28 protein-coding genes and 1 pseudogene are annotated in these 26485 nt (G+C 35.6%); 4 read left to right on the top strand and 25 right to left on the bottom strand.

Annotation, left to right across the window (positions count from 1 at the left end):
• Positions 1-58 precede the first annotated feature (58 nt).
• The 6 genes from NKR20_RS07200 to NKR20_RS07180 all read right to left on the bottom strand — a co-directional run bounded on the left by NKR20_RS07200 (position 59) and on the right by NKR20_RS07180 (position 4261).
• On the bottom strand, positions 59-484 hold the full coding sequence (locus NKR20_RS07200; protein ID WP_253424852.1) for a hypothetical protein: 426 nt from the start codon (positions 482-484) through the stop codon (positions 59-61).
• A gap of 121 nt (positions 485-605) precedes the next feature.
• Positions 606-692 carry a (2Fe-2S)-binding protein gene (locus NKR20_RS19535; protein WP_121215779.1) on the bottom strand — a complete coding sequence of 29 codons (87 nt, stop codon included), beginning with the start codon at positions 690-692 and terminating at the stop codon, positions 606-608.
• A 53-nt stretch (positions 693-745) separates the two neighbouring features.
• Complete coding sequence (locus NKR20_RS07195; RefSeq protein WP_121215778.1) at positions 746-1366, bottom strand: IucA/IucC family C-terminal-domain containing protein; 621 nt, start codon at positions 1364-1366, stop codon at positions 746-748.
• Positions 1359-2180, bottom strand: a complete 822-nt coding sequence (locus NKR20_RS07190; RefSeq protein ID WP_253424850.1) for an ABC transporter ATP-binding protein — start codon at positions 2178-2180, stop codon at positions 1359-1361. Before NKR20_RS07190 ends, NKR20_RS07195 begins: the two co-directional genes overlap by 8 nt.
• A 24-nt stretch (positions 2181-2204) precedes the next feature.
• Positions 2205-3260, bottom strand: a complete 1056-nt coding sequence (locus NKR20_RS07185) for a FecCD family ABC transporter permease (protein ID WP_121215776.1) — start codon at positions 3258-3260, stop codon at positions 2205-2207.
• On the bottom strand, positions 3257-4261 hold the full coding sequence (locus tag NKR20_RS07180; RefSeq protein ID WP_121215775.1) for a FecCD family ABC transporter permease: 1005 nt from the start codon (positions 4259-4261) through the stop codon (positions 3257-3259). Before NKR20_RS07180 ends, NKR20_RS07185 begins: the two co-directional genes overlap by 4 nt.
• Positions 4262-4446: 185 nt before the next feature.
• On the opposite strand from NKR20_RS07180, the gene NKR20_RS07175 reads away from it, so the two are divergent.
• Positions 4447-5415 carry an ABC transporter substrate-binding protein gene (locus NKR20_RS07175; protein WP_121215774.1) on the top strand — a complete coding sequence of 323 codons (969 nt, stop codon included), beginning with the start codon at positions 4447-4449 and terminating at the stop codon, positions 5413-5415.
• A 136-nt stretch (positions 5416-5551) separates the two neighbouring features.
• Here the strand turns inward: NKR20_RS07175 and NKR20_RS07170 are convergent.
• The 4 genes and pseudogenes from NKR20_RS07170 to dapB form a co-directional block, all read right to left on the bottom strand.
• Positions 5552-5818, bottom strand: a pseudogene (locus NKR20_RS07170) (DUF1761 family protein); the annotation flags it as partial.
• A 625-nt stretch (positions 5819-6443) separates the two neighbouring features.
• Positions 6444-6725, bottom strand: coding sequence for an isochorismatase family protein (locus NKR20_RS07165; protein WP_301285903.1), 282 nt, complete (start codon positions 6723-6725; stop codon positions 6444-6446).
• 24 nt (positions 6726-6749) lie between these two features.
• Positions 6750-7223, bottom strand: a complete 474-nt coding sequence (locus NKR20_RS07160) for a dihydrofolate reductase (RefSeq protein WP_121215771.1) — start codon at positions 7221-7223, stop codon at positions 6750-6752.
• A gap of 175 nt (positions 7224-7398) precedes the next feature.
• Positions 7399-8187, bottom strand: a complete 789-nt coding sequence (dapB, locus tag NKR20_RS07155) for a 4-hydroxy-tetrahydrodipicolinate reductase (protein ID WP_253424843.1) — start codon at positions 8185-8187, stop codon at positions 7399-7401.
• 264 nt (positions 8188-8451) lie between these two features.
• Between dapB and NKR20_RS07150 the strand changes: the two genes are divergently transcribed.
• Entirely contained in the window at positions 8452-9213 is a 762-nt protein-coding gene (locus tag NKR20_RS07150; protein WP_121215769.1) for a hypothetical protein, read from the top strand.
• Between the two features lie 230 nt (positions 9214-9443).
• Here NKR20_RS07150 and NKR20_RS07145 read toward each other — a convergent pair whose 3' ends face one another.
• From NKR20_RS07145 to NKR20_RS07130, 4 genes are all read right to left on the bottom strand, one after another.
• On the bottom strand, positions 9444-10124 hold the full coding sequence (locus NKR20_RS07145) for a serine/threonine protein kinase (RefSeq protein WP_253424840.1): 681 nt from the start codon (positions 10122-10124) through the stop codon (positions 9444-9446).
• Positions 10125-10622: 498 nt separating this feature from the next.
• Positions 10623-11582 carry a thymidylate synthase gene (locus NKR20_RS07140; RefSeq protein ID WP_253424837.1) on the bottom strand — a complete coding sequence of 320 codons (960 nt, stop codon included), beginning with the start codon at positions 11580-11582 and terminating at the stop codon, positions 10623-10625.
• 127 nt (positions 11583-11709) lie between these two features.
• The gene (locus NKR20_RS07135; protein WP_253424832.1) at positions 11710-12885 is read right to left on the bottom strand and encodes a GGDEF domain-containing protein; all 1176 of its coding nucleotides are present in this window, start codon (positions 12883-12885) and stop codon (positions 11710-11712) included.
• 255 nt (positions 12886-13140) lie between these two features.
• Positions 13141-13332, bottom strand: coding sequence for an ABC transporter permease (locus NKR20_RS07130; RefSeq protein WP_121215765.1), 192 nt, complete (start codon positions 13330-13332; stop codon positions 13141-13143).
• A 632-nt stretch (positions 13333-13964) separates the two neighbouring features.
• On the opposite strand from NKR20_RS07130, the gene NKR20_RS07125 reads away from it, so the two are divergent.
• A complete protein-coding gene (locus NKR20_RS07125) occupies positions 13965-15251 on the top strand; it encodes a globin-coupled sensor protein (RefSeq protein WP_253424829.1) in 1287 nt (428 codons plus the stop codon).
• Between the two features lie 113 nt (positions 15252-15364).
• Here the strand turns inward: NKR20_RS07125 and NKR20_RS07120 are convergent, their stop codons facing one another.
• The 3 genes from NKR20_RS07120 to NKR20_RS07110 all read right to left on the bottom strand — a co-directional run bounded on the left by NKR20_RS07120 (position 15365) and on the right by NKR20_RS07110 (position 17753).
• Positions 15365-15697, bottom strand: a complete 333-nt coding sequence (locus NKR20_RS07120; protein ID WP_253424825.1) for a hypothetical protein — start codon at positions 15695-15697, stop codon at positions 15365-15367.
• Positions 15698-15766: 69 nt separating this feature from the next.
• Positions 15767-16375, bottom strand: a complete 609-nt coding sequence (locus NKR20_RS07115; RefSeq protein ID WP_253424822.1) for a YpjP family protein — start codon at positions 16373-16375, stop codon at positions 15767-15769.
• A gap of 592 nt (positions 16376-16967) precedes the next feature.
• On the bottom strand, positions 16968-17753 hold the full coding sequence (locus NKR20_RS07110; protein ID WP_253424819.1) for a class I SAM-dependent methyltransferase: 786 nt from the start codon (positions 17751-17753) through the stop codon (positions 16968-16970).
• A 313-nt stretch (positions 17754-18066) separates the two neighbouring features.
• Between NKR20_RS07110 and NKR20_RS07105 the strand changes: the two genes are divergently transcribed.
• Positions 18067-18372 (top strand): TM2 domain-containing protein, encoded by a 306-nt coding sequence (locus NKR20_RS07105; RefSeq protein ID WP_121215558.1) that lies wholly within the window; start codon positions 18067-18069, stop codon positions 18370-18372.
• Positions 18373-18668: 296 nt separating this feature from the next.
• On the opposite strand, the gene NKR20_RS07100 is transcribed toward NKR20_RS07105, so the two are convergent.
• The 8 genes from NKR20_RS07100 to NKR20_RS07065 all read right to left on the bottom strand — a co-directional run bounded on the left by NKR20_RS07100 (position 18669) and on the right by NKR20_RS07065 (position 26478).
• The gene (locus tag NKR20_RS07100) at positions 18669-19100 is read right to left on the bottom strand and encodes a BrxA/BrxB family bacilliredoxin (protein ID WP_301285990.1); all 432 of its coding nucleotides are present in this window, start codon (positions 19098-19100) and stop codon (positions 18669-18671) included.
• A 143-nt stretch (positions 19101-19243) separates the two neighbouring features.
• Positions 19244-19894 (bottom strand): SDR family NAD(P)-dependent oxidoreductase, encoded by a 651-nt coding sequence (locus NKR20_RS07095; protein ID WP_253424813.1) that lies wholly within the window; start codon positions 19892-19894, stop codon positions 19244-19246.
• Between the two features lie 64 nt (positions 19895-19958).
• Positions 19959-21299: an LLM class flavin-dependent oxidoreductase gene (locus NKR20_RS07090; RefSeq protein ID WP_253424810.1), complete on the bottom strand. Its 1341-nt coding sequence runs from the start codon at positions 21297-21299 to the stop codon at positions 19959-19961.
• A 100-nt stretch (positions 21300-21399) separates the two neighbouring features.
• Positions 21400-21906: an NADPH-dependent FMN reductase gene (ssuE, locus tag NKR20_RS07085; RefSeq protein WP_253424808.1), complete on the bottom strand. Its 507-nt coding sequence runs from the start codon at positions 21904-21906 to the stop codon at positions 21400-21402.
• Between the two features lie 62 nt (positions 21907-21968).
• Positions 21969-22982, bottom strand: coding sequence for an ABC transporter substrate-binding protein (locus NKR20_RS07080; RefSeq protein WP_253424804.1), 1014 nt, complete (start codon positions 22980-22982; stop codon positions 21969-21971).
• Positions 22983-23118: 136 nt separating this feature from the next.
• Positions 23119-24441: an LLM class flavin-dependent oxidoreductase gene (locus NKR20_RS07075; protein WP_253424801.1), complete on the bottom strand. Its 1323-nt coding sequence runs from the start codon at positions 24439-24441 to the stop codon at positions 23119-23121.
• Between the two features lie 111 nt (positions 24442-24552).
• Entirely contained in the window at positions 24553-25566 is a 1014-nt protein-coding gene (locus NKR20_RS07070; protein ID WP_121215551.1) for an ABC transporter substrate-binding protein, read from the bottom strand.
• An 87-nt stretch (positions 25567-25653) separates the two neighbouring features.
• Positions 25654-26478: an ABC transporter permease gene (locus tag NKR20_RS07065; protein ID WP_121215550.1), complete on the bottom strand. Its 825-nt coding sequence runs from the start codon at positions 26476-26478 to the stop codon at positions 25654-25656.
• Positions 26479-26485: the final 7 nt, after the last annotated feature.

The following is a 26485-nucleotide window of genomic DNA, read 5'->3' as shown; positions in this document are numbered from 1 at the left end:
AAGCCCCTATCTATATTAAGGTGGGGGCTTGTCGAAGTTTAATAAACGAAAGAAAAAGTCACTTTGATTGCGTTCGGAAATACTCTTTACCTTTTTTTCGATTATTTATGATGACTAAAATATTTACGAAAATAATTAATACCGGTTGAATTACAAATGATAATATCAGGTGTACAAACTCAAGCGTAAAATACTCTGCTCCACGACTAGCTGTAGTAAGATGAGATAAATTTATAATAAAACTAATACTCAATATACCAATTAGTATAGTACGAACTTTCTTATTAAGATTCAAAAGTGAACCTAACAAAAATGCAAAAGTAGAAGCGAGAATAGTCCCTTGTGCCACCTTAGATTCGGCGAGTGTGAAACTAACAGGTATATCAGAAGTAATTATTAAATAATATAAAAAGCCAATAAACAATAAAATTAATCCTATTACCAATGATATATATGAAATAGCTCCTTTTATACTTTCCTTCATTTCCTCACCTCTCTATACTATCTTTTCAATAAATTGACGATAAAAATTGGAAAATGTTTCAAATCCTCAGGTAATGAAAAAGCACTTTCCTTATTTAAGGAAAGCACTGATTATTGAGTATTTATTTTTTATTACATATTAGTGGACATGATTTGCAATATTTCTTCTTTCCCATTAATAAGTAAGAAAGGCAACAGGTGTTTCTCACTCGTACTTCTTCTTGTAAATGTTGTAGGTATCTTTTATTTCTATAAAACGATTTTAATGGATTGGTCGTATGGCTCCGAAAAGACTCCCGGGCGCTTCATGGACTATATAATAAAAATCTTCTTTTGCTAGATTGCGCAAATATGCATTATCTGAGTTACTTAACACTATTTCGTATAACCAGAAGATATAAATAGAAATATTTTCCCAAAGAATACGTTTCGATTGCTTCGTCACTTTCGATAATAAGTTTATCAATACATCAATATTATCTGAAAATAATTTTTTAAGCACCTCGTCTCTCCTACTACTTCTATCTTCCATTACCTCTATTACACCCATGTCTTTAAAATAAATTGTTGGCAGCCAATTGCCTTCTTCATTTTTCGTCTGCAAAATTAAATTATCGAAAGAAACATCTAATTTTTTATTCCATGTAGTAAATGCATGGAAATAAATTACCGCTAAAAACGCGTATCTCTTTATGAAAACAGATGAAGTAACTTTTAAATTTGGAGATCCAATATGAGGACCGAGATTTTCCAAATAGCGCAACAATTCAGTTTCATCTTTTAATCGATTTAATTCAATCGATAGTTCCGATGATTCAAGCTTTGTAGCAAAACGAAACTGTCTTAATTGTTCAATTTCGTTACTATCTAGAGCTTTATGCATGAGCACTTACTCGCTGTTTAAGAATACATCTTCCCTTTCCACAAGGAATACACATAGGTGTTCCAAACAATGGATCTGTTGTAATTTCACATTCCATTTCAAATACTTTTTCGACTAACCTACTGTTGATTACATCTTCCGGTTTGCCTTGTGCAAAGATTTCTTTATTTTTGATAGCCACAATATTATGGGCGTATCGACATGCCAAGTTCAAATCATGCAGAACCATCACAATTGTTCGATTTTCTTTCTCATTTAATTCGAAAAGCAAGTCGAGAATTTCAATTTGATGGGCCATATCTAAGTAGGTAGTTGGTTCATCAAGGAGAATAATGTCCGTATCCTGAGCCAATGTCATCGCAATCCATGCCCTTTGGCGTTGTCCTCCAGATAAAGAATCAACTGCTCGATCTTTTAGTTCTTCAATCCCTGTAGCTTTTAATGCATCGTTTACTATCTTTTCATCTTCCTTCGTCCACTGTTTTAACCATGTTTGATATGGATATCGCCCCTGTTTAACCAACTGGAGAACCGTAAGACCTTCAGGAGCAACAGGTGATTGAGGAAGAATCGCCATTTGTTTAGCCACGTCTTTCGTTGACATATTGGCAATTGCAGTTCCTTCTAAATAAATAGAACCCGTTTTAGGTTTTAACAATCGGGCAATAGAACGAAGGAGTGTTGATTTACCACAACCATTTCCGCCAATAAAAACTGTAATTTCCCCTTTTGGAATACGTAAATCCATTTCTTCAATAATAATTGATTCACCATAGGAAAGAGTTAACTCTTTCGTTTCAATTGCTTGTGCCATCATCCTCAACTCCTTAAACCAAATTTATGAATTTCTCGTTCTAAATAGTAAATAGATAAAATAAGGTGCCCCGATTGCTGAAGTAAATATTCCAGCCGGAACTTCTAACGGAGAAAATAATGTTCTGCCTACTAAGTCTGCCAACATAACGAGTATTCCGCCTATAAGTGCAGATACTGGTAATAGAGCCCCAAAAGAAGATCCAACCAATCTTCTAGCCATATGAGGCGCCATTAAACCAACAAAACCGATTCCTCCTGCAAACGCAACTGAAACACCGATTAATGCCGCACTAATGACCAGAAAAAAAATACGCTGACGTTGAACATGGCTGCCAACCCCAGTGGCAATGTCATCCCCAAGTTCTTGTATATTCATATCTCGTGTCATAAACAATGCAATCATAACTAGAATGACAGATATCGGGACTAAAATTTTTACATTATCCCAAGTGGTGCCATTTACAGTACCAGTAATCCAAATATTTGCCTGACTCGCACGATAAATTGGACCCAAAATCATCATCAATGTCGTTAAAGCCTGCATGAGGGCAGATACCCCTATCCCTATTAACACTAGTCGGAATGGAGATACGCCATTTTTCCATGCCAGTATGTATACCAGAATTGCAATGACTCCAGCACCAATAAAAGCTGCTAAAGGCATCCATTTAATACTTACCGTTAATGCATTGTTTTCATCGCTGAAAAAGGCTAAAAAACCGACAACCGCAACTGCCGCTCCTCCTGTAGTTCCGAGGATATCTGGTGAGGCCAATGGATTTCGAATCATACCTTGTAAAATTGCACCCGCAACAGCCAATGACATACCTACCATTAGGGCTACAATAATGCGGGGTAATCGTAAGGAAGTGACTACCAGTTGTTCCATTTGAGTTCCACCGCCGAACAATACATTTATTACTGAAAGAGGGCTAATTTTCATATCCCCTATCCCTGTACTGATGATAAAAATAATCGCAGCTGTGATCGCTGCTATAGAAAAAACTTTAATCGCTCGTCTATCAAATAAAAATGAGACTTTTCCATTCAAAAATCGAACTGTTTTATTTTTACTCATTTTGCATTAAACCCCTTTCTTGCGATATAGATAAAGAATGGAGTTCCAATGATAGCTGTCATAACACCTACCGGTACCTCTTGCGGCATAATGATATACCGAGCCAGGATATCAGCTATAAGTAATAAACAGCCTCCAAGAAGTCCTGAAAACGGAATTAACCAACGATGATCAATTCCAACGATTGCTCTTGCTACGTGTGGAATAACAATACCAATAAACCCGATTGGACCTGCAATGGCTACTGAACCCCCAGCTAATAGAATCACAACAATGGCTATACACACTTTTAATAAACCCGTACGAAGTCCTAAACCTTTTGCTACATCTTCCCCCATCGACAAAACATTCATCTTTGGAGAAATCACCATGGCACCTAACCAGCCAACTATTAAATATGGTAAAACCGACAATAATATTTCAAGCTTTCGCCCTTGAACAGAACCTGCTAACCAAAACAAAACCTGCTCCAGTGCGGCTTCGTCCGTAACAAGGAACCCCTGGGTAAAGGAAGAAAACATGGCGGCCATTGCTGCACCAGCCAATGTTAGTTTAATTGGTGTTAGTCCTTCTCTACCTGCCGTTCCTAATGCATACACTCCAATAGCAGCTATGGACGCCCCCAAAAATGCGACCCATGTTATCGCTTGTAAATTTCCCATTGAAAACATCGTGATTCCAATTACCACTGCAAAACCAGCACCAGCATTTACCCCAAAAATGTCCGGAGATGCAAGTGGATTTTTCGTCAGTGTTTGCATTAACACACCAGCTATGGCCACGCTGAAACCTACTGCTGCAGCAATTAATGCCCTGGGTAGTCTTACCGTTGTGATGACTAGATGCTCATTTGAACCATTATTAAATTGGAATGCATCCCAAGCCATCTTCCACGTTGTATCGGTATATCCATATATGATGCTTCCACACATTAGTAATAAGAGTAGCAAACTTGCGAAAATCAACCCTATTATTTTCCAACGATTTGTTTTTAATAGCATAATATTTTACCTTCCAAAATAAATCTTAAAGTTTTATATTTCTAAGATTAGTCTATTGTACTGATTACTTCCATGTCAATGATTTTGATAATCATTTTCAATTAATTGTTGACATTGGTTTAAAATAAAAATAATATATTCTCATAAATGATAACAATTATCACTATCAATTGGGGGACTTAAGTATGAAATCAAAATCTATTTTATTTAGTCTATCAGTCTTTTTACTCTTCATCTTAGCTGCATGCGGAGGAAATACGAATGAAGAGAAAAGTTCTGAAAAAGAAACAAGTGAGCAAAACACAGTAGAAACTAGTTATACAGTTGAGCATGCAATGGGTACAACAACTTTAGAAAATACACCTGAGAGAATAGTAATTTTAACAAATGAAGGAACTGAAGCACTTCTTGAACTTGGAGTGAAACCTGTGGGTGCAGTTCAATCTTGGACGGGCAATCCTTGGTACGATCATATTGCTGATGAAATGAAAGATGTAGAAGTAGTTGGATTAGAAAGTGAAGTAAATATTGAGGCAATTGCTGCTTTACAACCTGACTTAATTATCGGGAATAAAATGCGCCAAGAAGCAATTTATGAACAATTAAGCGCAATTGCTCCAACTGTATTTGCTGAAGATTTACGTGGCAATTGGAAAAACAACTTTGAACTTTATGCAAAAGCAGTGAATAAAGAAGAAAAAGGTAAAGAAATTATAGACGCATACGATTCTAGAATTGCTGACTTAAAAGAACAGCTTGGTGATAAATTGAATATGAAGGTTTCTATGGTCCGTTTTATGGCTGGGGATGTTCGTATTTATCAAAAAGATTCTTTTTCTGGTGTCATTTTAAATCAACTTGGATTTGCAAGACCTGAAAGCCAAGATGTTGATGAATTTGCAATTAAAGGTGCAACAAAAGAACAAGTGCCTTTAATGGATGGCGATATCCTATTCTACTTTACTTACGAAACTGGGGACGGAGCTGCTACTGAGCTTGAAAAAGAATGGTTAGAGGATCCTATCTTCAAAAACCTGGAAGTAGCAAAAAAAGGTGAAGTGCATAAAGTGGATGATGTTATTTGGAACACAGCTGGCGGTGTAAAAGCTGCTAACTTAATGCTAGATGATATCGAAAAAACTTTTCTAAAATAAGTTAAATTAAAATACGATTTGTTATCATTTGTGTTGTCAGACATGGAAAAACATCGATTCTGTTTTTGAGAATCGATGTTTTTTACTAAGTTTATTAAGTAAATGTTTTATGTGCCGCGCATTTTCAATGAATCGATCAAGCAAAACTGCCGATAATAATTCCTGCTATAATCATACTAATTACATGAAAACCAGCTGTTATCATGTAAAGTTTTAACTTCATTCCTTCATACATGGCATTCGTGGCAGAGGTGCCGGCGATGACTAATCCTACTACTAACCCGAGCCATAATCCATCGATTAAACCTTCAATATTTACCCACCCAGCAATAATCGCTAATAAAAAGGAATTCACTATAGCCATTAAAATTGAACCTGACATCACTTTTCCCACGCTTGGTAATTTATCCTCATTTAACCCCTTTAACTTTAGTCAAGTATTCCAGAATACTTTAGGTGAATACCAGATGGAACCGAAAATACAAATTGCAAGCGCGCTTAAAATTATTGCTAAATAAGGAATTGATCCTAAATCTATATTCATTTACTTTCCTCCTAAAAATTTTAGGTCTTTATTATATAGATAATCATTTTTGCTGGCAATAGTTGTCCAAGAGAACTGTAATGCCAGACTCTTTTATTAAATATCCTAATTACTAGAAAAGTAAACAAGAAACACAATTTTCATTTGATTATTTCACAAAAAATAAGCATTCATACTCTCTACCCTAACAATTAAATAGTTTTTTAATACCCTCAATAACCACTACCATACCTGTGATTAGTAAAGGGGGAAAGTAATATAGATTTTTCTTATAAGTATCTAAACAATCCACTAAAATATATTCTAATATGAAAGGCTAAAATTTCATCATATGTGTACCTTAAATAAATGAAAAAGCACTTTGCTATTTTTTTAGAAAGCGCCCAAACATCACGTTATTCTTGTTACTGTATATTAATAGAAAATAAAATACTGATCATTTGTTGCTAAATGGCATTTTAACAAACTATATGTAAATACCTATTTAAAAAACGTGTTCACTAGAAGAGACAACTGCTATTTTACAATCTGCTGCACTTAATTTACTTAAGTTTATATTATGGTGCTCGATGATTTGTTTTGCAGGCAGAATATCGTCTATTGTCGTGTGACCGTCCGCTATAAGAGTGACTTGATAGCCTAGTGATAACGCTCTTCGACAAGTTGTATCTACACAGTATTCTGTCCGAACCCCAACCACTGTAATATTTTCCTTGGAGCGAACATTATAGATTAATATAAATAAACTTAAAGCACACCACTCCAAAATAAGTGATGTGCTTTTAGCTTTTTATCGTTCATAAATACAATACGTAAATGTATATCCGTCTGGCGTTTCAACTGGCTCACTTTCGGAAACGAGTTTCCATTCATCACCGTAAGTCGGGAAAAATGTGTCTCCTGGGAATTCATGATTAATTTTTGTAATATATAAACGATCTGCAATCTCCAGTGCCATATCAAAAATCTGTTCTCCACCGATGATCATCACTTCCGGAACATCCCCTGCCATTTGCAATGCCTCATCTAAAGATGTCGCTATTTCAATACCTTCATGGCGATAAAAGGCATTTCTCGTAATGACAATATTTCTTCTTCCTGGTAATGGTCGTCCAATCGATTCGAAAGTTTTTCTCCCCATAATCATCGGCTTACCCATCGTTTGTTCTTTAAAATACTTTAACTCCCCTGGTAAATACCATGGCATTTTATTTTCATGCCCAATTACTCGATTTTTATCATGAGCAACAATCAGTGAAATCATGTAATCTCTCCTAAATTCTTCTATACGATTTTCTTAATTTTAACAAAAACTCTCTCCATTTAGAAGGATTCCCAAATTTCACTGTAGTTAATAGGGGTAAATTCATTTAATTGAGTCAATTTCATAGTATTATTTTTTCATTCCCCATTTATGGAATTGGCTCAAATGAATGATATTAACGGATTGCAATGGGTTCTTTTTGAGGTGAATTGGATTGAGTCATCATTAGTGACAATGCTTCTTCCATACTATATAACCCTTGTTCTTTCCCCAAAATCCATTTCGCTGCATAAATAGCCCCTTGCCCGAAAGCAGCTCGATTGTGAGATTCATGTATAATTCGAATAGTTTGATTTGGCAATCCAAAGACGACTTCATGTTTTCCTACAATTCCGCCGACTCTAATTGAGTTTACGTGCTCATTTTTATCAAGACCAAGTTGTTCTGCAATGCGCAATGCAGTTCCAGATACATCTTTCTTTCCTCTAAAATGTTCTTCAATTATTTCAATATCTGCATGAGGAGCGATTTTTTGTAGTAATTTAGAGGCTTCCATTAAAAAGTTGATACCTACAGTGATGTTTGGGGAATATAAAACGGCTGTTTGTTGGCTCAACATTTCCAATTGTTCAAAATCATTCTTTTCATAATTGGAAATCGCAGAGACAATTTTGCACCCGTGTTTTACTACACTAGCATATTCACTAACTGCAGAGGATGAGGAGAAATCAATAATAACATCTACTGGATTTTCTTTAAAAAATTGGTCAAAGTCCACTTCTTTAAAATGAATAATCTTGCCTTCTAAATGGTCAAAACCTAGTAAATTACTAGCATACTCATTGTGATGTGAAGGAGTTTGTCGAATAACCCACTCTAATTCACATTCAGAATCACGAATAATTTCACCAGCTACCACACTTCCCGTTCGTCCAAAACCAAATAGTCCTACTTTAATTGTCAATAAAATAACCCCTTTCTTCTACTAAAATATGGATAGAAATACTAAATAAGTATATTCATCTAGAAAAACTGTAACATAAATAAAATTTATCCACAAGAAATTGCTCGCATTAACAGATATATTCTATTATTTAGGATATTATTTCTAATTAAATGAAATAGAGTGATTAATTTTACGAAATCACTCATATTTTTACAATATTTTTAATATATCATTAATATACTTATTCGTAATATATTTCCTAGCAAAGGACGTGGTTTATATATGGTAATCATCACTCAAAAATCGTCGATTCAACTCGAAGGATATTCTATTAAAACCGAGATTAGTAAAATCGTTTTTGAAGATTTGAAGAATAGTGGAAGTAAATATATTGTTGTCGATCAAGAAAACATCCTACTAAAGAAGTCATTTTTTAAAAATAATAAGCAAGTTTTGAATGTCATCCGTTACAAGGGCTGTTTCGATGGATCTCATGTAAACATTGAACAATGCAATGATGAAGAGATCCGCGCAAAAGACAAAAACAAATCGATTGTGATTATGTTAGAAGCACCTCATATAGACGAGTATGAACCCAACGTAGAAAAGCTAACGCCTATTGCCCCCGCTCAAGGTCAAACGGGGAAAAAAATTGAGCGAAATATCGAATCCCTCATTCATTTTTTGAACTTGTTTAACGTGATTGAAGAGAATCACGAGTATCGTATCATTATTATGAATGCCATCAGTGTTCAAACTTCCTTGTATCACATTCATCAAAAGAACATGAACAATGCCTATCGCGAGTTACGGGATAAGGTTTGGATAAAAATGTGGAGTGAGATTCCACAGATGAAAGATAACTTCTTGAAACAAATTGCTTCACTGAAAAAGAACTCGATTATAATTAATGCTTGTCCAAAATCCTTAAAGCCTTTCATCAATCAAGAACTACTTCCCTACGCTGAAAGGTATGCACTTTTCGAAAGTAATCACCCGTCGTCAACAGAAATTTGGACAAAATCGTTGTTTAAAATAAACTAAATTTACTATTATGCTGAACTAATTTTGTATTAGTTCAGTTTTTATTTAATAAATTAAAACTATTTGAGGAGGCTATAGCCCGAAACAGTAAGAAAAATGGTCCCTAAAATGAAAATGAACGACACGATTGCAGTTAAACATCTATGGGTACAAGATTTCTCTTTAATCTCCACTGTAAAACAGAGAATTTAAAAGTACATATAAAAAATGCACACAACTAAACTTTTCGTTTAGTCATGTGCATTATTTTTATACAATAAATTTAAAACTTTCCTTGAAAAATCATCAAAGGAAAAATGATGATTACGTTGGTTATACCATTTTCGAACAGTTTCGACTAACCGGAAAGGAATAGGCTTTCCATCGATTAAATGATAATAAAGTTCATAGCCTTTTTTCAGGTGCTCCCATCGATAATCATTGCCTGGTTGAATATATTCAGAGACATCTAGTATCTTTGCCCTTCCCTGTTGCAACAAAATGTTTTTCAGATGAATATCACGGGGATTTAGCCCTTTACTGCGAACATATTCCCTTGCATCTTCAACATCCATAATTACTTGTTTGGGAATATGGATCCCTTGTAAGATGCAATCAAACAGAGTCGGTCCTTCTTCGTAACTTATTACTAGAATATCGTCATGGGCATGGAAACACTTTGTAAAATAAGGGGAAGCACCGAGTTTTTCATAAACTTCTGCTTCACTTTTAACTTTTTCTTTTTTGTCTGCGGCATATTTTTTATATGCATATGCAGGGACTTGGGGAGATTGGAAGACGGCCGCATCGGTCCCAACTCCTATACATTTCAAGTCGTCTGGCACGCCATGGATGGTTACGGGTTGGTTTTTGGGATTGGAATGAATGGTTATTTTAGAAAGGGATTGTATGGCTCTCTCCCAGTCGTTCATAGAATCTCTCCCTTTAGTAAGACTGTATGATTTGTTCGACTGAAAGATGATTTGTAAAAATTGTTAGTTCGAATACCCTTCAAATATTATATACTAATCTGTATTCGAAAATAGTATTTCCCTGTTGTGAGAGGACTCAGCACACAAGCCGCAGAGCCAACACGATTAATAAACGGTACCATAAAATTTCATACTTATCTGTATTCAAAAGTAGTATTTTCCTGTTGTGAGAGGACTCAGCACACAAGCCGCAGAGCCAACTTGTTGTTGTCTCTACGACTTGTCTTCGTGCTTTTGTACAGTCCTCTCACTTAAAAATTAGCATACTAATTTTTCTGTAATTTTTTCGCGGCTTACAGTAGTAGGCCGCGCTTCCAAATGTTTATAACTTCCTGAATTCTATTAAAATAATTATTAAGATACATTCCATGAGAATCTTAAGTTATTCTTAAGATTGAATATAAAAAAGCAGCTAGTTCGTGCTAGCTGCTTGTCCAATTATACCGCTACCGGTGCTTTGATGGCTGGATGTGGGTCATAGCCTTCTAGCACGATATCTTCTATTTCAAAATCAAAAATTGATTTTTTGTCTGGATTTAGTTTTAATGTTGGTAATTGACGTGGTTCGCGGGATAGTTGCTCTTTTACTTGCTCCAAATGATTTAAGTAAATATGTGTATCTGCTCCCGTAAAGATAAGTTCGCCTACATCTAAGCCACATTCATGAGCTAGTAAATATGTAAGCAATGCGTAACTCGAAATGTTATATGGTAAACCTAGGAAATAGTCCACACTACGCATTGAGAACATGCAACTTAATTTCCCTTCTGCTACATAAAACTGAAACGCGTAATGACATGGCGGAAGCTGTTGTTGTTCCAATGAAGAAATGGACCAGCTCGAACAAATTAAACGGCGAGAATCTGGATTTCGTTTAATTTCATCGATGATATATTGAATTTGGTCATATACTTTTCCATCTGCGCCTTCCCAACTGCGCCATTGCTTTCCATATACTTCCCCTAAATCACCATATTTTTTGGCAAAGTCATCATCTGTTAAAACTTTATCTTGATATATTTTTAATTGCTCTTGATATAATTCATTAAATTCAGGGTCTTTTTGTGAGCGAAGACCAAAGTTTGTCATGTCTGGTCCTTTGTAATCTTCGGACTCTACCCATTTTTGGAAGCCCCACTCGTCCCAAATATGATTATTATGTTGCAATAAATAACGAAGATTTGTATCGCCTTTTAAAAACCATAATAGTTCGCTTACGATTAAACGAAATGCGACACGTTTTGTTGTTAGTAAGGGAAATCCTTCTTTTTTCAAATCAAAACGTATTTGAGATCCGAACATACTAATTGTGCCAGTCCCTGTACGATCTCCTTTTTCAATACCATTTTCTAAAATCATTCGACCTAATCTCTGATATTCTAAATCTACCTGATTCATGTGTACCCTCCAATGTCAAAACCTATAGTAAGCCTACAATATTTTCACCCACCGCTCAACTAAAAATGCACATCTCGCATAGTTGAGGTAAATAAAAAGGATATCCTCTATTTTAAGGACACCCTGTCTAGATCACATGCTCAAAATTATTTCTTCCGTGCTCTTTTACAAAATAGAGCGCCTCATCCGCTTGCTTAATACAAGCTAATATATCGTCTGGTTGCAAAATTGTTTTCGTACTAGCGCCGATACTAACAGACACAACATCTGAAATATGTGAAGTATTATGATTTATTTGCAATTGATTCACTCTCGTTTTCACTTCATTACACATTTCTTTTACAAAAGCCTCTGGTACATCGAAAAGTAGCAAAGCAAATTCCTCTCCACCCCAACGAGTCGCAAAACAATGGTACTCATCGGCAAGGTCCTTTAACACTTGCGCAATTTTTAACAGAACTTTATCTCCTTCTGCATGCCCGTACGTATCGTTATACATTTTAAAACAATCCACATCAATCATGATAACAGACAAATCGTATGAATTTTCCAATATTTTAGTTTGTAACTCTTTCAAATAATTATTGTATGCTCGCCTGTTAAACAAGCTTGTGAGCGGATCTAACATGGATTGCAATTCTAATTTCCGATTTGCCTCACGTAGTTTTTTTGTTAGCTCTCTTGAAATTTGAGCCTCCCGAACCATTTCAATTTGAAATTTTATCGATCGTTTAAAAGAATAATAGAATGATTGCGAAATAAAAAAGGCAATTGGAATTATAGATGCAATATACAGCAGTTGTAAAATAAATATTTGGTCAAAGCCATGTTGTAAATAAAGACCTAGAAGAAGTACACAGGTTGAAGTTATTAACGGAATTGATACTTGCTTAACAGATAAAACGAGGAAGGAGCTGCAAGTAAATAAAATCATTGTATAAATTAGTAAGGGATTATAAATTTCCTGCTCTCTCATTGAAATAAATGCACCAATGGAAAGGAAAAATGTGACATATAAGGTGATGAAAAGTTCAACCTTCTTGATGTTGTCATTATTAATTTGGATTTTTCGAATATCTACGATTAAAAAGATCAAAAAATTAAAAGTAAATAATGAAAAGAAGTTGAAATAGCTAATATTAATAAGGTTATCTAAATTTAAAATTGGAATATTCGTAATGATATTTGTGAATAAAAATAAAAACACAATGACAATAGTAAAAACCCTATTTAATAAACTAATCTTATGAAGATTTTGCTTAATGATTTCACTTTTAATTAGTAATTGCTCACGATCATCCATACGTATCATCTCACTTTTTCAAAATACATATTACATATATTAACAGAAACTGGTTATATTTTCATTTTAATTGCCTATACTTACTTATTTTTATGTATGGAAGGTGCAAAATAGACCATAAGCATTTTCGAAAAAAGAGACAATAGTCCTATATTTAAAAATTAACAAAGGCGCTGCTTGAATAATCATGGCTAAGCAGCGCCTTTAATCAAATGTGTCTAAATCATCATACAATTCAATTTGTTTTTGCAATTGTTATGTTGCCTCCTTTAAGTATTGCTTGTTGTTAACAAGAATCTGAATAATTTGTTGTAAAATTTTTTCTTCAACTTTAGGAGATGAATTTACCTCCTTCATAATAATTTTGTTTAATTCTAAAATTGTGCTTACGTCGAGTTTATGTTTCTCTGCTAATTGAAACGCTCGCTCTAACTGACCGGTTATCATCGGCATCCTCCTCAAAATGTTTTACACTTCTTATTTTACATTTTTATGAACAAATTTTCATCAATATGCGATAAATATTTTCTATTTTATTTTAATTTACTCAATTTCGGTAAAAAGTGTTCTTTAAAAAGAAGTGTTATTTTATTTTGTGAACTCAAGATTTTTTTCATACGTAGTTAGTTTTTTATTTTTTTATGTGGTTATATTTGCTTTTGGTCTTAATTTATTTGCTTTTTAATCTAGGTTATTTGCTTTTAGATTGAATTTATTTGCTTCTCAAGTGATGTTATTTGCTGTATCAAAAAAACATGCATTATAATACTCACCGTTAGGAAATTAGAATGGTTTTACAATTGTGACATCGTTTTGTAAGGTATTTCAATAAAATTTTTCCCGTCAATTTTCCAGCGTTTTTACACATTTTTATATCGAAATTCACATAATATATACAAATCCTAATTTTTGTATGATAGTTTTCTTCATGAATCTTATTGCCTATTCGTATTATCTTATGAAAATCCTCCCTAGTATCTCCAATATTATCCATGTTATTCTATTCCAGTAAACAAGGTAACTAATATTTAAATAGTAATTAACTTTTGTTAAACCACATGAGAAGGGGAACAAATTACATGAGGTTTTTTAAAAAAGAGAAGTTGATGATGATTACTCCTGATTCTTTGGCGTCTTCTATTGAAATTTCAGAACACCCTGAGGTTCAAAAACAAATTTTCTTTATTCGATTAACTAAAAAGGATTTAGCTCTACTGCATTATCTACAACCGATGATTCGTGAAACCTTACATTCCGTTGTCGATTCTTTTTATCGCACTCTCGAAAGGGAACGCACATTAGTCAATATCATCTCATCTCATAGTACAGTGGACCGGCTTAAAAACACGCTATATCAACACCTATTTGAAATGTTTAGTGGAGTTGTGGATGACAATTATTTAGAAAAAAGAAAAAGGGTTGCGTTGATTCATGTCAAAATTGGTTTAGAACCTAGATGGTATATTGGTGCTTTTGAAACGCTCTATTTCGAATTAAACAATTTTATTTTTAGATTGGATTTATCAGAAGAAAATAAGCTTGCTATACTGAATGCACTTAATAAAATACTGAATTTTGAACAACAATTAGTATTAGCAGCTTATGAGGAAGAAAATAATCGACAACGCCTAGAAGTTCGGAGTAAGCAAGATGAATTAAAGAAAAACGTTTATAATGTAGTAAATGATTTGGCTGCAATTAGTGCAGAAACAAGTGCGGCAGTGGATCAGTTAACCGCACAAATTGATACTATTAAGGATTTTACAATACAAAATCTCTCGTTTGTTAAAGATACCGAAGAAAAAGCAAAATCAGGTCAAGTGTTACTTTCCGTACAACTGGAACAAACCGAACGAGTTGATCATCAAGTTGATTTATTTAAACAAAAGATGCAAGAATTTCAGCACTCCTCTACCAAGATTCGAGAAATTGTAGGCCTCGTGACATCGATTGCAAACCAAACCAATTTACTTGCGTTAAATGCCTCAATTGAAGCTGCCCGAGCTGGTGAACACGGCGCTGGTTTTGCTGTCGTTGCTGCGGAAGTACGAAAACTTGCGGAGGAAACAAAAAAGGCGATCGAAAATGTTTCCGAATTAATTAAACAGACGGATATAGGTATAAAGGATATGTCGAAGTATGTAATGGAAGTAAATAACGAAATTCATCAAGTTAACGAAACATATTCCAATATTTACTCGACCTTTAACGATATCGTTTCTTGTATGTCTGGCATAAGAGTGGAAAGTCAACACACAACCGATGAGATAACAAAAATCTCCCATATTATTTCAGAGATTAATGCCACTACCGAAATGTGCGCGAATTCTGCAGATGGATTAACAGATAGTATTAAAGATTTATAAAACCAATAAGTTCCCACTTCTATTTATTTTTAATATTAAAGCGCCCAATTTCAACGGGTTTTTATCCAGTTGAATACAGGGTGCTTTTTTGATGACCTTAAAATAACCTAATTTTACGCGGGTGGGATGACACCATTCACTAACAAAATAAATAATAACAAGCCGATACCAAAGTAAATAAGAGATGCGAAAAATACTGGTCCTCTTCTAAAAACAAAGGTTTCTCTTTCTTGAATAATACCCGTAATGGCAGCATTTTGGGCATTAAAGAAGTCCGTAATCGGTCCACCTCCACTTGTTAAAAGATAAATTAAACAGCTACATAATGCTCCAACAATGCCCATTACCTCAACAAACCGAACCGAGAACGCACTTGCAACAATAATAGTGATAACTGCCTCGATACATAAGGTTAGAACAAATAGCAATCCATTCCTTTTTTTCATGATACTTCAACTCCACATTTACCTATTTAAGTAAATTTTACCATAAAAAACACCCGCGGGATGCGAGTGTTATGATAACCATTTCGGTGGAGTGTTTTTGGACCAATAGATATCGCCAAGTGTGTGATGGGCGACGAAATGGTCTTCTGCTGTGTGGTAATGGAAGTTATAGAAAAAACCATCTTGTGGTCTTTTTTCTGTACGTACGTGGAAGCGAATTAAATCTTTTCCAGTTTCCTCATTTGTTATATGGAAAATCTTCTCTCCATTTTGACTTGGACGATTTGTAATCGCTAAGTATTTAATCGACTCATCATCCATTCGAGTTAGCGTCTGTTCGATGGCTTCCGCAATTTTTGGGAAAATGCGCTCTTCGAATTCATCACCAATCACTGGTGCAATACGAGAGCCAAATTTTATGTATGATTGTTCTTTTGCTGCAAATAATATAGATTCAATAGATTGCCTTGGTGTTTCTTCCTCTGTCGAAATGGATTCTTCGACAACTGCAGAGACCTGGGTTTTTGGTTGATCATTTGCTTGAATGTTACTACTTTGAGAATTATTCGAAGCTTGTCCATTTTCTAAAACATCCCAAATTTCATGATTGGGTGTAATTAATCCAAATGTTAATAATGCTACAGATAGGACTAGGGTTTTTTGCCACCATTTTTTCATGGAATCACCTTCAATCTCGTACAAATTTGTTAAATCCTACTATTAATAGGTACGTTTCAGCTTGAAAAAGGTTTCATCTTTTTGTAATTCATTGTACAATGAAAAGGGAATTATGCCAGTGTTTTTTTAATTAAAGGAGGTACTACATAATGGCAAGTATTAGTATTGGAATTGGACTATTTTTATTATTAGCTTATTTAACTTCAATGTGTTTCACGAACTAATTTCGAAGTACTACTAATGAAGTAGTTCTTTTAAATTGGACAAGGGGTGCCGATTATAATCGACACCCCTTTAGTATTTTAAGGCAACATATAAATAAATTAAGTCTCAACCCTATCATCAGGGGAATTTTATAATAGATGCACTTTTGCATCAATTCAGCCACGGTAAAATTCCACTAAACGCTTTCTAACTTAAGCAACGTAAACCCTACCTACTTTTACGTCCTTGCAAGCCTCTACTTGCGCCAGTGTGAATAAGTATCTTCAAAAACTTTAGCGAAACGCCAAATTTATTTACCTGCTACCTAAATAGCACATAACTTATCTTAACACACTTTATGTGTAAAGTAAAATTCATTGATAGTTTGTCACTTCTCGATGACTCCATAATGGAATTTTGAGGTAAGTCGAATGTCACGTTTAAAGCCAAAATGCTCGAATGCAGTTGAGCGAAAATGTGCTTTTAATACCACTCTTTTTTTCGCCACTCGTATTGCCTCACATACCCATTCTTCAGTAAGTGTGATATGCTGACCCGCATCACGAAGAGCTTCAAAGTTGTTAGATTCCTCAATAACTTCTTCAAACATTGGGTCCAAATAAACAACATCAAAAGCGTTTGCTGGTTGTTTTTGTAAAAATGCTACTGCTTCACTTTGGATAACTTTTATTTGACGCATACATTTTGTTAAAGGCAATTCGCTCGTATCATATGTAGCCATTCCCTTTTGAACAATGAAAGCAACGTTCGGGTCGGCTTCTAAACCAACAACTGTGCCCTCTTCCCCCACTTGATAGGCGGCCAACATGGAATCTGAACCGATTCCTAATGTGCAATCTAAAAAGGAATCGCCCTTTTCTAACTGACATACATCTAGCAGAGGATCATGCTCTCCCCTAGCCACGCGTTTTAAGCGGAAAGCGGCAGAATTGGGATGGAAAAAGAAAGGAGCCTTTGCATCTTTCGGATAATACTCATATCGGTTTTTCCCAGCAACAATTACGTTGGCATTTAAATGTTCACCAATTTTTGCTACAGAACGTTTTTTTCTTTCTTCAAATCGTAAACCGAGTTCGTCACATGCTTTTTGCGCTAATGTGATGGAAATTTCGTCAGGGCGGCCTGCTGTCGTCACAACGGTGATTGGCTGCATGTGTTCCCTCCTATTTTTTTGCACTTTTTGATATTCTATCATAGTTTGTCATGTGGATTTGTAAATAAGTTAATTTCTTATTGAAAGTAACCTTCATTTAGTTAATAGAAATACTACATAGATGTGTAAAAGCCTCCAACATATACATGTAGCTTGTTTTCTCTAAATTAAATACAATAATAAAGGTTTGTAGGAAGATTTCGTATTTTCTAATAGGGTATCTTTTTTTAATGAATAAAAGCTCTATGCTACTAGACTATATCAGTTAAACCATTATAGTGGACAAAATATAAAAAAGAAGAGGATTACATAAATGAACAACTTATTATTAAAGCAAGACCTATCAACTCAGGAACTAGCTATCGTGAATAGCGAAATGAACAATAAACAAAAATCAAAAGGGATTGCTTACTTGATTTGGTTCTTCTTCGGTGGAATCGGCGGTCACCGTTATTATGCAGGAGATATTGGTATGGGTATCGCAATGACATTAACACTTGGTGGTCTTGGTTTTTGGGCTTTAATTGATGTATTCTTTATTGGAAAACGCATTGAGCGCAAAAATGAAGAGCTAGAACAAAATATCATTATGAATGTAAAATCGTTTAATAAAAACTAAACATGTCTATACAGATTAGTTGAACCCAAGGACCTCTTCGTAAAAAAGGGGTCTTTTTGTTTGCCTAATTCTAGGTAAAACATTACCCTAACTAGAACCTTTCATGTAGTTAATAGAAAAGCTACGCAGAACTGTAAACCGCTCCAACATTTACATGTAGAGTTTCCACACAAAATTTCATATATTAGTAGTGGTTAGCTATAGAAAGATTTTCTCTTATCTTAAGAGAGATCTTTCTTTTTTCATATAAACAAAAAAGAGACATCCGTAGATATCTCTTAGTAAATTGAATGCAATTATTGACCACAAGCTTGTTTTAAAACACCTGTTAAGTGGTCTGTAATTTGTTCAACTGGGTGGCCTTCGATTTGGTCACGTGGGATAAAGTATTCTAGTTGACCATCACGTAAAACTGCAATCGATGGTGAGCTTGGTGGAACCTCTTCAAAGAAAGCACGCATTGCTTCAGTTGCTTCACGATCTTGCCCCGCGAAAACTGTAACTAAATGGTCTGGCTTTACTTGCTCAATGGCTTTGCGAACTGCCGGACGAGCTAAACCAGCTGCACAACCACAAACTGAGTTAATTACTACTAAGGATACTCCTTTAGCAGTTGCCATAAATTCATTCACTTCATCAGGAGTTGTTAATTCTGTAAACCCTGCGTCTACTAACTCTTGACGCATTGGTTGAACAATCCCTCTCATGTACTCATCGTAAGCGTTCATCATTTCGCCCTCTTTCATATTTATTCACAAAATTTATTATATCAAGACATTTTGGGAAATTACAGGAACTAGACTTTTGGGGATATTTAGAATTGCTTTAACAACGAAGTCAGCCTCGTTACCAAACGAGGCTGATTATCTATTTAACTATACACAATCTCATGTTCTTCTTGTTTTTCATATAAGTCCCAATATTTCTCAGCAATGAGTTCAGGGGCAAAGTGTGTACCTTTCTTAACACCTCCTGCAACTGTCACCGTTCCTACAAATACCCCTTGAGGCTTTAATTCTTCTGCTAGTGTAAGAGCTAGAGTACGAATCCCTGCTTTGCCCAACGATAAAGCAGCATAATCTGCAGCAGGATGTAATGCCAATCCACCACCAGTAAAGAGAATCGTACCGGATTTATTCGCAACTTGATCCGGAATTACTTTCAATGCGCTACGCAAAGCACCTACTACATCAACCTGATAGTGTTTTAATAGTGATTCTGGTGTTAGCGAAGTTGGACGGCCCCCCTGTACAATCGCAGCATTATATACTAGTACATCGACTGGACCAAAATCTTTCTTGATTTGCTCAAAAGCTGCATCCACTGATTCAGTACTTGCGGCATCCGCAACTACAGCGTATGCCTCGATTTCTTGTGATTTTAGTTCCTCTACATATTGATTTAATGCATCCTGATTACGTGAAACCAACACAACACGGAAGTTATTGTCCCCGAATTTTTTTGCGACATGATTTCCAATACCAGGGCCTGCTCCCACAACAACGATTAGTTTTTTACTCATTTTTCTTCCTCCTCTAATTGGTTCGTTTATAGTTAATTAGCATGTCTCTAGCTAACTGTTCTTTTTAAACAAGTGATTTTATAGAAAACTGATTTGCTGGTCTTTCTAAGCCTAAATGTTCACGTAATGTTGAGCCCTCATATTCTGTTCTGAAAATCCCTCTTTTTTGTAACTCTGGGATTACCAATTCTACAAAATCATTTAAACCATCTGGGAATGTTGGTGGCATTACATTGAAGCCATCTGCAGCTCCTTGTTCAAACCATTCTTGTAACTGGTCTGCAATTTGTTCGGGTGTCCCAATAATTTCACGATGGCCACGTGCACCTGCAATACGTTGATACAACTGACGAATCGTTAGTTGCTCGCGATCAGCTAAATCTTTCACCAATTGGAAACGGCTTTTTAAACCATTTACTTCTGATATATCTGGTAATTTAGGTAGTGGTCCATCGATTGGATAACCACTTAAATCAACACCTAACTGCTGCGATAAGCGGGAAACACCTAACGTTTCAGGTACTAAATCTAATAGCTTTTGGCGTTTTGCCTCTGCTTCTTCAATTGTTTTTCCAACAATCGGGAATACGCCGGGCATAATTTTCAGCTCATCCGGGTGACGTCCATATTTCGCTAAGCGACTTTTCACATCGCGATAAAACGCCTGTGCATCCTCCAATGTTTGCCATGCTGTAAAAATAACCTCTGCTGTTTTTGCAGCTAATTCTTTCCCAGCCTCTGAGGATCCTGCCTGAACAACGACCGGATGACCTTGTACTGGTCGGGCAATATTAAGCGGTCCAGTAACACTTAACCATTTTCCTTCATGATCTATTTGATGAACTTTTGCTTTATCTACAAACTGTGCATTCTCTTTATCAAAAACAATTGCGTCATCTTCCCAACTATCCCATAACTTCTTCGCAACATCGACGAACTCTTCTGCACGTTCATACCGCTCTGCATGTAATAGTTCTTCCTTTAACCCAAAGTTATTGGCAGCCTCTATCCCTGCGCTTGTTACAACATTCCATGCGGCACGTCCGCCACTTATATGATCCAATGAAGCAAACTTACGAGCTACGTTAAATGGCTCATTGTATGTTGTAGATACTGTACCAACTAAACCAATTTTCGTAGTAACTGCTGCAAGACTTGAAAGTAATGTAAATGGCTCAAAGAAAGCCCATGATTGTTGTTCAAAAGCGGAAGTACGATAATTCGCTGTTGGCCCATCTGCTAAAAACACCATATCGAACTTACCACGCTCTGCGATTAAGGCCTGCTGTTTCACAAATTCAAAATTATAAATGTGTTCAGATTTTACAGTTGGATATCTCCACGCTGCAACATGATGACCAGGAAGCATAAAGAACGCACCTAGTTTTAATTGTTTTTTCGACATGACAACCACTCCAATCAATTTAGTAGGATTTAATCTAATTAAAAGGCCACCATATCTTCATTAGATAAGTAGCATTTAGTTGTCTAGTAAGCACGTAAAATTAAACTGTTACTAATTCTCGAATCAGTTGTTGCTGTATTCTTTCTTTAATCACAGCTTCAATTACAAAGCCTTGCTCTGTTCGTTCAATTTGTTTATCTAAAATAAACACGCCTTGTGAAATGCTTGTAGCACCTAACGCTGAAAATACCGGCTTCAAGGCATAATCAATTGCTAAAAGATGATGCGCAGTACCTCCAACTGCAATCGGAATTATATGTTTATTTTCAAATCCTTTTTGTGGAATTAAATCTAAATAAGTTTTTAAAATCCCTGAATAAGCTGCTTTATATACCGGTGTTAATACAACAACTACATCTGCCTGTTCCACTAATGCATTTGCTGCTTTAATCGCTGCACTTGCAAAATTAGCTGAGATTAAATCTTGGGCAGGTAAGTCAAACACCTCGATTGTTGTTGCTCCTACATTTTCTAAAATATATTGCTGAATTGCGTTGACACGTGATGTACGTGCATTGGCTCCATTGATAATAACTGTCTTTGTCATGTTAAAGTCCTCCTCATGATGTTGATACATCCATCTACTTTTCTTATTTCTATAAACTAAAATTATTTTGCATATGGATTGAATTCATTTGTATATAAATCTTCTAATTTCACTTGACCTTCTTCTAAGTCCCCACTTTCCACTAACCAATCAAGCCAAACTTGGAATTCTTTCTCCGCAATTTGACCACCTTCTTCGGCAATCCCTATACTCTTCCAGTATTTTAAGTTTTCTGTTGTTTCATTACCTTCACGTCCTGAAACAATTTCTTCAAACTTTGCAATGACTTCTTCACGAGGCGTTGTTCTTGCCCATTCAATCGCTTTTGCTACACCTTCTACAAATGTTTTCACTGTATCTGGATTTTCCTCAATATATTTTTCTGTGAAGAAATATTCTCCTGCAGTAAACTCGCCAAATAAGTCTATATCTTTAAAGACTGGACGAATACCGCCATTTTCTAAAGCTCTATCTTTCGAAATACCACTAAGGTTTACCACATCAATTTGACCAGCACGTAAAATTTGTTCTGCACTGCCATATGGTACAACAACTAATTCCACTTGTTTTATTTCATCTTCTGTTAAACCGTTATCGCGTAAAAACTGTTTCACTGCAAATTCAGAGTGTGCGCCTAAAATATTCACACCAACTTTTTTACCGATTAAATCTTTCGCAGTTTTAATGTCGCTATCTTCCAACGTGTAATAACCAATAAATGTATTTTCGTCACTTCCGTATGCACCTACTACTGATTTAATCTTTACACCCTGTGCATAGGATTTAATAAGAGCGCCATTAAACGCCTGACCAAAATCTATTTCACCAGTTGCTGTTAATTGAATCATTTCAGGACCGCCAACCATGTCTCCTACTTTCTCTAGCTTTACATCACCTAAATAACCAAGTGCTTCCGCTAATTCTGCTGGGTATACACTGCCTGGCAAGCTTTGGTATTGTAAAACTTGATCTTGACCGTTTTCGCCTTTGGTTTCTGCTGCGTCACTACTTGAGCACGCTGCTAAGATTGCTGTGATAGCTCCTAATATTAATAAAAATAACCAATTTTTCTTCATACTTTTATTCTCCATTCTATTTCTCTATTCACCTATTACATATTAATCAAATCTATTTAATAGGTTTTAATTCGTAAATCAAAGACTCCCAAATCTAAATTGGATAGGGAGCCTCTAGATGTCTAGTAAGCTACAATTATTGCTTTTGTAGTCTATGTGTTGGATTTTTTAAACCTAAGTTTTCCCGTAAAGTTGTTCCTTCGTATTCTGTACGGAAAATGCCTCGGCGTTGTAATTCTGGAATCACCAAATCCACAATATCGTTTAGTCCATCTGGGAAAGTTGGTGACATTACATTAAAGCCATCTGCAGCTTCATTTTCGAACCATTCCTGCAATTGATCTGCGATTTGTTCCGGTGTACCGACAATTTCGCGATGACCACGTGCACCCGCAATAAACTCGTATATCTCGCGAATTGTTTTTAAATTTTCACGCTTTGCAATATCACGTATAATGTTTACACGAATATTCGGATTTGTTTTATCCTCACGTTCAATGTCAGGTAGAGGACCATCAATATCATAACCTGATAAATCAGTACCATATATAAAGGAGAGATATTTGACCCCAGCTTCCGGATGAATATATGAATTTAACTCTTTCCGTTTCGCAATTGCTTCTGCTTCTGTTTTTGCTACAGTAATGAAAACACCAGGCATAATTTTTAGATCCTCTGATTCGCGACCATATTTTGCTAAACGTCCTTTTAAATCACGATAAAATGCTTGTGCCTCTTCTAATGTTTGTGCTGCTGTAAACACGACTTCTGCTGTACGAGCTGCCAACTCTTTACCTGCTTCAGAAGAACCCGCTTGAACAATAACCGGATGTCCCTGTGCAGATGTTGGTGCATCAAGAGTACCTTTTACTTTAAACCACTTACCTTCATGATTTACTGGTTGCACCTTTGTTAAATCAAGGTATTGTCCTGATTCCTTATTAATAACAAGCGCTTCTTTATCAATTGAAGTCCATAACTTTTTCACAACATCTACGAACTCCTCTGCCCGTTCATAACGTTCTGCATGTGCGAGATGCTTATCTCTACCAAACAAAGGTGCTTCGTTATCATTGGCAGATGTTACAACATTCCAAGCAGCCCGCCCCTTCGATAAATGGTCAATGCCAATAAACTTTCGTGCTACTTGGAAAGGCTCATTATACGATGTTGTTACCGTAGCTACTAATCCAATATTTTTTGTCGCTCCAGCCAGTGCAGCATGAACAATGCTTGGATCTATTCTAATGCCGGATGGTCCAGATTCTTCTAACTTTTGACCAAACGCATCTGCAAAGAAAATCGTATCAAACTTCCCACGCTCTGCAATTTGCGCTAGCTCCACAAAATAATCTAAATCCAATGTACGCTCTGGCTGTGTTGTCGGATAACGCCAGCTCGCGAAATGATGTCCTGTTAAATAAAAGAATGCACCTAATTTTAATTGTTTTTTGCTCATCCTAATTGCTCCTTTTTATGTATTTGGGTAAAGCAAAGGCTCCACTACCCTATTGAAAGAGTGACGGAGCCTCTAGTTGTCTAGTAAGCACGATATTTTTCTGTAAATTTATTATTTTGCATATGGATTGAATTCATTTGTAAATAAATCTTCCACTTTTACTTCGCCTTCTTCTAATTCGCCGCTGTTTACTAACCAATCAAGCCAAACTTGGAATTCTTTTTCCTCTATTTGACCACCTTCTTGACCAATCCCTGGGCTCTGCCAGAATTTTAAGTTATCTGTTGTTTCATTGCCTTCACGTCCAGAAACAATTTCTTCAAACTTTGCAATGACTTCTTCACGAGGTGTTGTTCTTGCCCATTCAATTGCTTTAGCTACACCTTCTACAAATGTCTTCACTGTATCTGGATTTTCCTCAATATACTTATCAGAGAAGAAATAAGATCCTGCTGTATATTCACCAAATAAATCGATATCATTAAAAATTAAACGAATTCCGCCAGTTTCTAATGCTTTATCTCTTCCAACACCACTAAGTCCTACAACATCCGCTTGACCAGAACGTAACACTTGTTCTGCACTTGCAGCTGGTACCACGACTAATTCAACTTGCTTAATTTCTTCATCTGTTAACCCACCATCACGTAAAAACTGCTTGATGATAAATTCAGCTTGTGCACCTAACGTATTAACAGCGACTTTTTTACCGATGAAATCTTTTGCCGTTTTAATACCGCTATCTTCTAAAACATAGTAACCACCATAAGTTTTATTATCACTACCGTATGCACCTACAACTGATTGAAGCTTTACTCCTTTTGCATGGGATTTGATAATGGCACCGTTAAATGCGTAACCAAAATCGATTTCACCTGTTGCTGTTAATTGAATACTTTCTGGACCACCTGTCATATCACTTACTTTTTCTAACTTAATGTCTCCTAAATATCCAAGCGCCTCGGCTAATTCTGGGAAGTATACACTGCCCGGCACACTTTGATATTGTAATACTTTATCTTGTTCCTTTTCGCCTGTTGCACTTGCAGATTCATCGCTTGAGCACGCTGCTAAGATTGCTGTAATAGCACCTAATACTAATAAAAATAACCAATTTTTCTTCATACTTTTATTCTCCATTCTGTTTTTTCATGTTGTCTAATTACTAATTAAACAAATAAATTTAATAGGAATTAAACCAAAAAAGTTACTTTACTGCTTCCAACGAGAGAAGTAGCGTTCTGCACTTGAAAGACCGTAGTTAATTAATAAACCTAATAATGAAATTGTAATAATGCCTGCATACATTTCTGGAATTAAGAAGTTATACTGTGAATACGTAATGAAATAACCAAGTCCAGCTTTTGCGCCAATCATCTCAGCAGCGATTAATACTAATATTGCACCTGTCCCTGCCATGCGAATCCCTGTGAAAATCGTTGGTACGGACGCTGGTAAAATGACTTTATAAAATAACTTAAACGATGAAATATTCATTGAACGTGCTGATTTAATCAACAGGGGATCAACATTTTTTACCGCAGAAATCGTATTTAGTAACACTGGCCATGTACATGCAAATAATACAATGGAAATTTTGGACACTTCACCAATTCCTAAAATTAGAATAAACACTGGCAATAATGCTAACGCCGCTGTGTTACGGAATAGTTCTAAAATCGGTGTCAGTAAATCTCGTGCTAATGGATACCATCCAATGATTAACCCTAATGGAATTGCCAGTGCTAATGCTAATAAAAATCCAAATAAGGAACGTAAAATACTCGCTTCAAAGTGTCTCCACAATTCTCCTGTTACTAGTAACTCCCACCAAGCTTGCACTACCTCTGAAAAAGGTGGTAGAAATGTCTTTTCGACAAACCCTAGCTGTGGGGCTAGCTCCCATAATAATATAAACACTATAAGAACGATGGAATTTTTAAATGCTTTTACAAAAGCTGTTAGTGATGGAGAAGAAGACTTTTGTGGTTTACTCGGTTCATTCAGTTTTGTTGCTGGTTTATTAATTGTTACCATCTAAAAA

It is taken from the genome of Ureibacillus endophyticus, assembly GCF_024159215.1.
Classification (GTDB): domain Bacteria; phylum Bacillota; class Bacilli; order Bacillales_A; family Planococcaceae; genus Ureibacillus; species Ureibacillus endophyticus.
This window is presented reverse-complemented; position numbering and strand designations above follow the sequence as displayed.

Coding starts and splice junctions, on each gene's coding strand:
- NKR20_RS07200 (WP_253424852.1), bottom strand. CDS start 484: ATGAAGGAAAGTATAAAAGGAGCTATTTCATATATATCATTGGTAATA.
- NKR20_RS07195 (WP_121215778.1), bottom strand. CDS start 1,366: ATGCATAAAGCTCTAGATAGTAACGAAATTGAACAATTAAGACAGTTT.
- NKR20_RS07190 (WP_253424850.1), bottom strand. CDS start 2,180: ATGGCACAAGCAATTGAAACGAAAGAGTTAACTCTTTCCTATGGTGAA.
- NKR20_RS07185 (WP_121215776.1), bottom strand. CDS start 3,260: ATGAGTAAAAATAAAACAGTTCGATTTTTGAATGGAAAAGTCTCATTT.
- NKR20_RS07180 (WP_121215775.1), bottom strand. CDS start 4,261: ATGCTATTAAAAACAAATCGTTGGAAAATAATAGGGTTGATTTTCGCA.
- NKR20_RS07175 (WP_121215774.1), top strand. CDS start 4,447: ATGAAATCAAAATCTATTTTATTTAGTCTATCAGTCTTTTTACTCTTC.
- NKR20_RS07160 (WP_121215771.1), bottom strand. CDS start 7,223: ATGATTTCACTGATTGTTGCTCATGATAAAAATCGAGTAATTGGGCAT.
- NKR20_RS07150 (WP_121215769.1), top strand. CDS start 8,452: ATGGTAATCATCACTCAAAAATCGTCGATTCAACTCGAAGGATATTCT.
- NKR20_RS07145 (WP_253424840.1), bottom strand. CDS start 10,124: ATGAACGACTGGGAGAGAGCCATACAATCCCTTTCTAAAATAACCATT.
- NKR20_RS07140 (WP_253424837.1), bottom strand. CDS start 11,582: ATGAATCAGGTAGATTTAGAATATCAGAGATTAGGTCGAATGATTTTA.
- NKR20_RS07135 (WP_253424832.1), bottom strand. CDS start 12,885: ATGGATGATCGTGAGCAATTACTAATTAAAAGTGAAATCATTAAGCAA.
- NKR20_RS07130 (WP_121215765.1), bottom strand. CDS start 13,332: ATGATAACCGGTCAGTTAGAGCGAGCGTTTCAATTAGCAGAGAAACAT.
- NKR20_RS07125 (WP_253424829.1), top strand. CDS start 13,965: ATGAGGTTTTTTAAAAAAGAGAAGTTGATGATGATTACTCCTGATTCT.
- NKR20_RS07120 (WP_253424825.1), bottom strand. CDS start 15,697: ATGAAAAAAAGGAATGGATTGCTATTTGTTCTAACCTTATGTATCGAG.
- NKR20_RS07115 (WP_253424822.1), bottom strand. CDS start 16,375: ATGAAAAAATGGTGGCAAAAAACCCTAGTCCTATCTGTAGCATTATTA.
- NKR20_RS07110 (WP_253424819.1), bottom strand. CDS start 17,753: ATGCAGCCAATCACCGTTGTGACGACAGCAGGCCGCCCTGACGAAATT.
- NKR20_RS07105 (WP_121215558.1), top strand. CDS start 18,067: ATGAACAACTTATTATTAAAGCAAGACCTATCAACTCAGGAACTAGCT.
- NKR20_RS07100 (WP_301285990.1), bottom strand. CDS start 19,100: ATGAACGCTTACGATGAGTACATGAGAGGGATTGTTCAACCAATGCGT.
- NKR20_RS07095 (WP_253424813.1), bottom strand. CDS start 19,894: ATGAGTAAAAAACTAATCGTTGTTGTGGGAGCAGGCCCTGGTATTGGA.
- NKR20_RS07090 (WP_253424810.1), bottom strand. CDS start 21,299: ATGTCGAAAAAACAATTAAAACTAGGTGCGTTCTTTATGCTTCCTGGT.
- ssuE (WP_253424808.1), bottom strand. CDS start 21,906: ATGACAAAGACAGTTATTATCAATGGAGCCAATGCACGTACATCACGT.
- NKR20_RS07080 (WP_253424804.1), bottom strand. CDS start 22,982: ATGAAGAAAAATTGGTTATTTTTATTAATATTAGGAGCTATCACAGCA.
- NKR20_RS07075 (WP_253424801.1), bottom strand. CDS start 24,441: ATGAGCAAAAAACAATTAAAATTAGGTGCATTCTTTTATTTAACAGGA.
- NKR20_RS07070 (WP_121215551.1), bottom strand. CDS start 25,566: ATGAAGAAAAATTGGTTATTTTTATTAGTATTAGGTGCTATTACAGCA.
- NKR20_RS07065 (WP_121215550.1), bottom strand. CDS start 26,478: ATGGTAACAATTAATAAACCAGCAACAAAACTGAATGAACCGAGTAAA.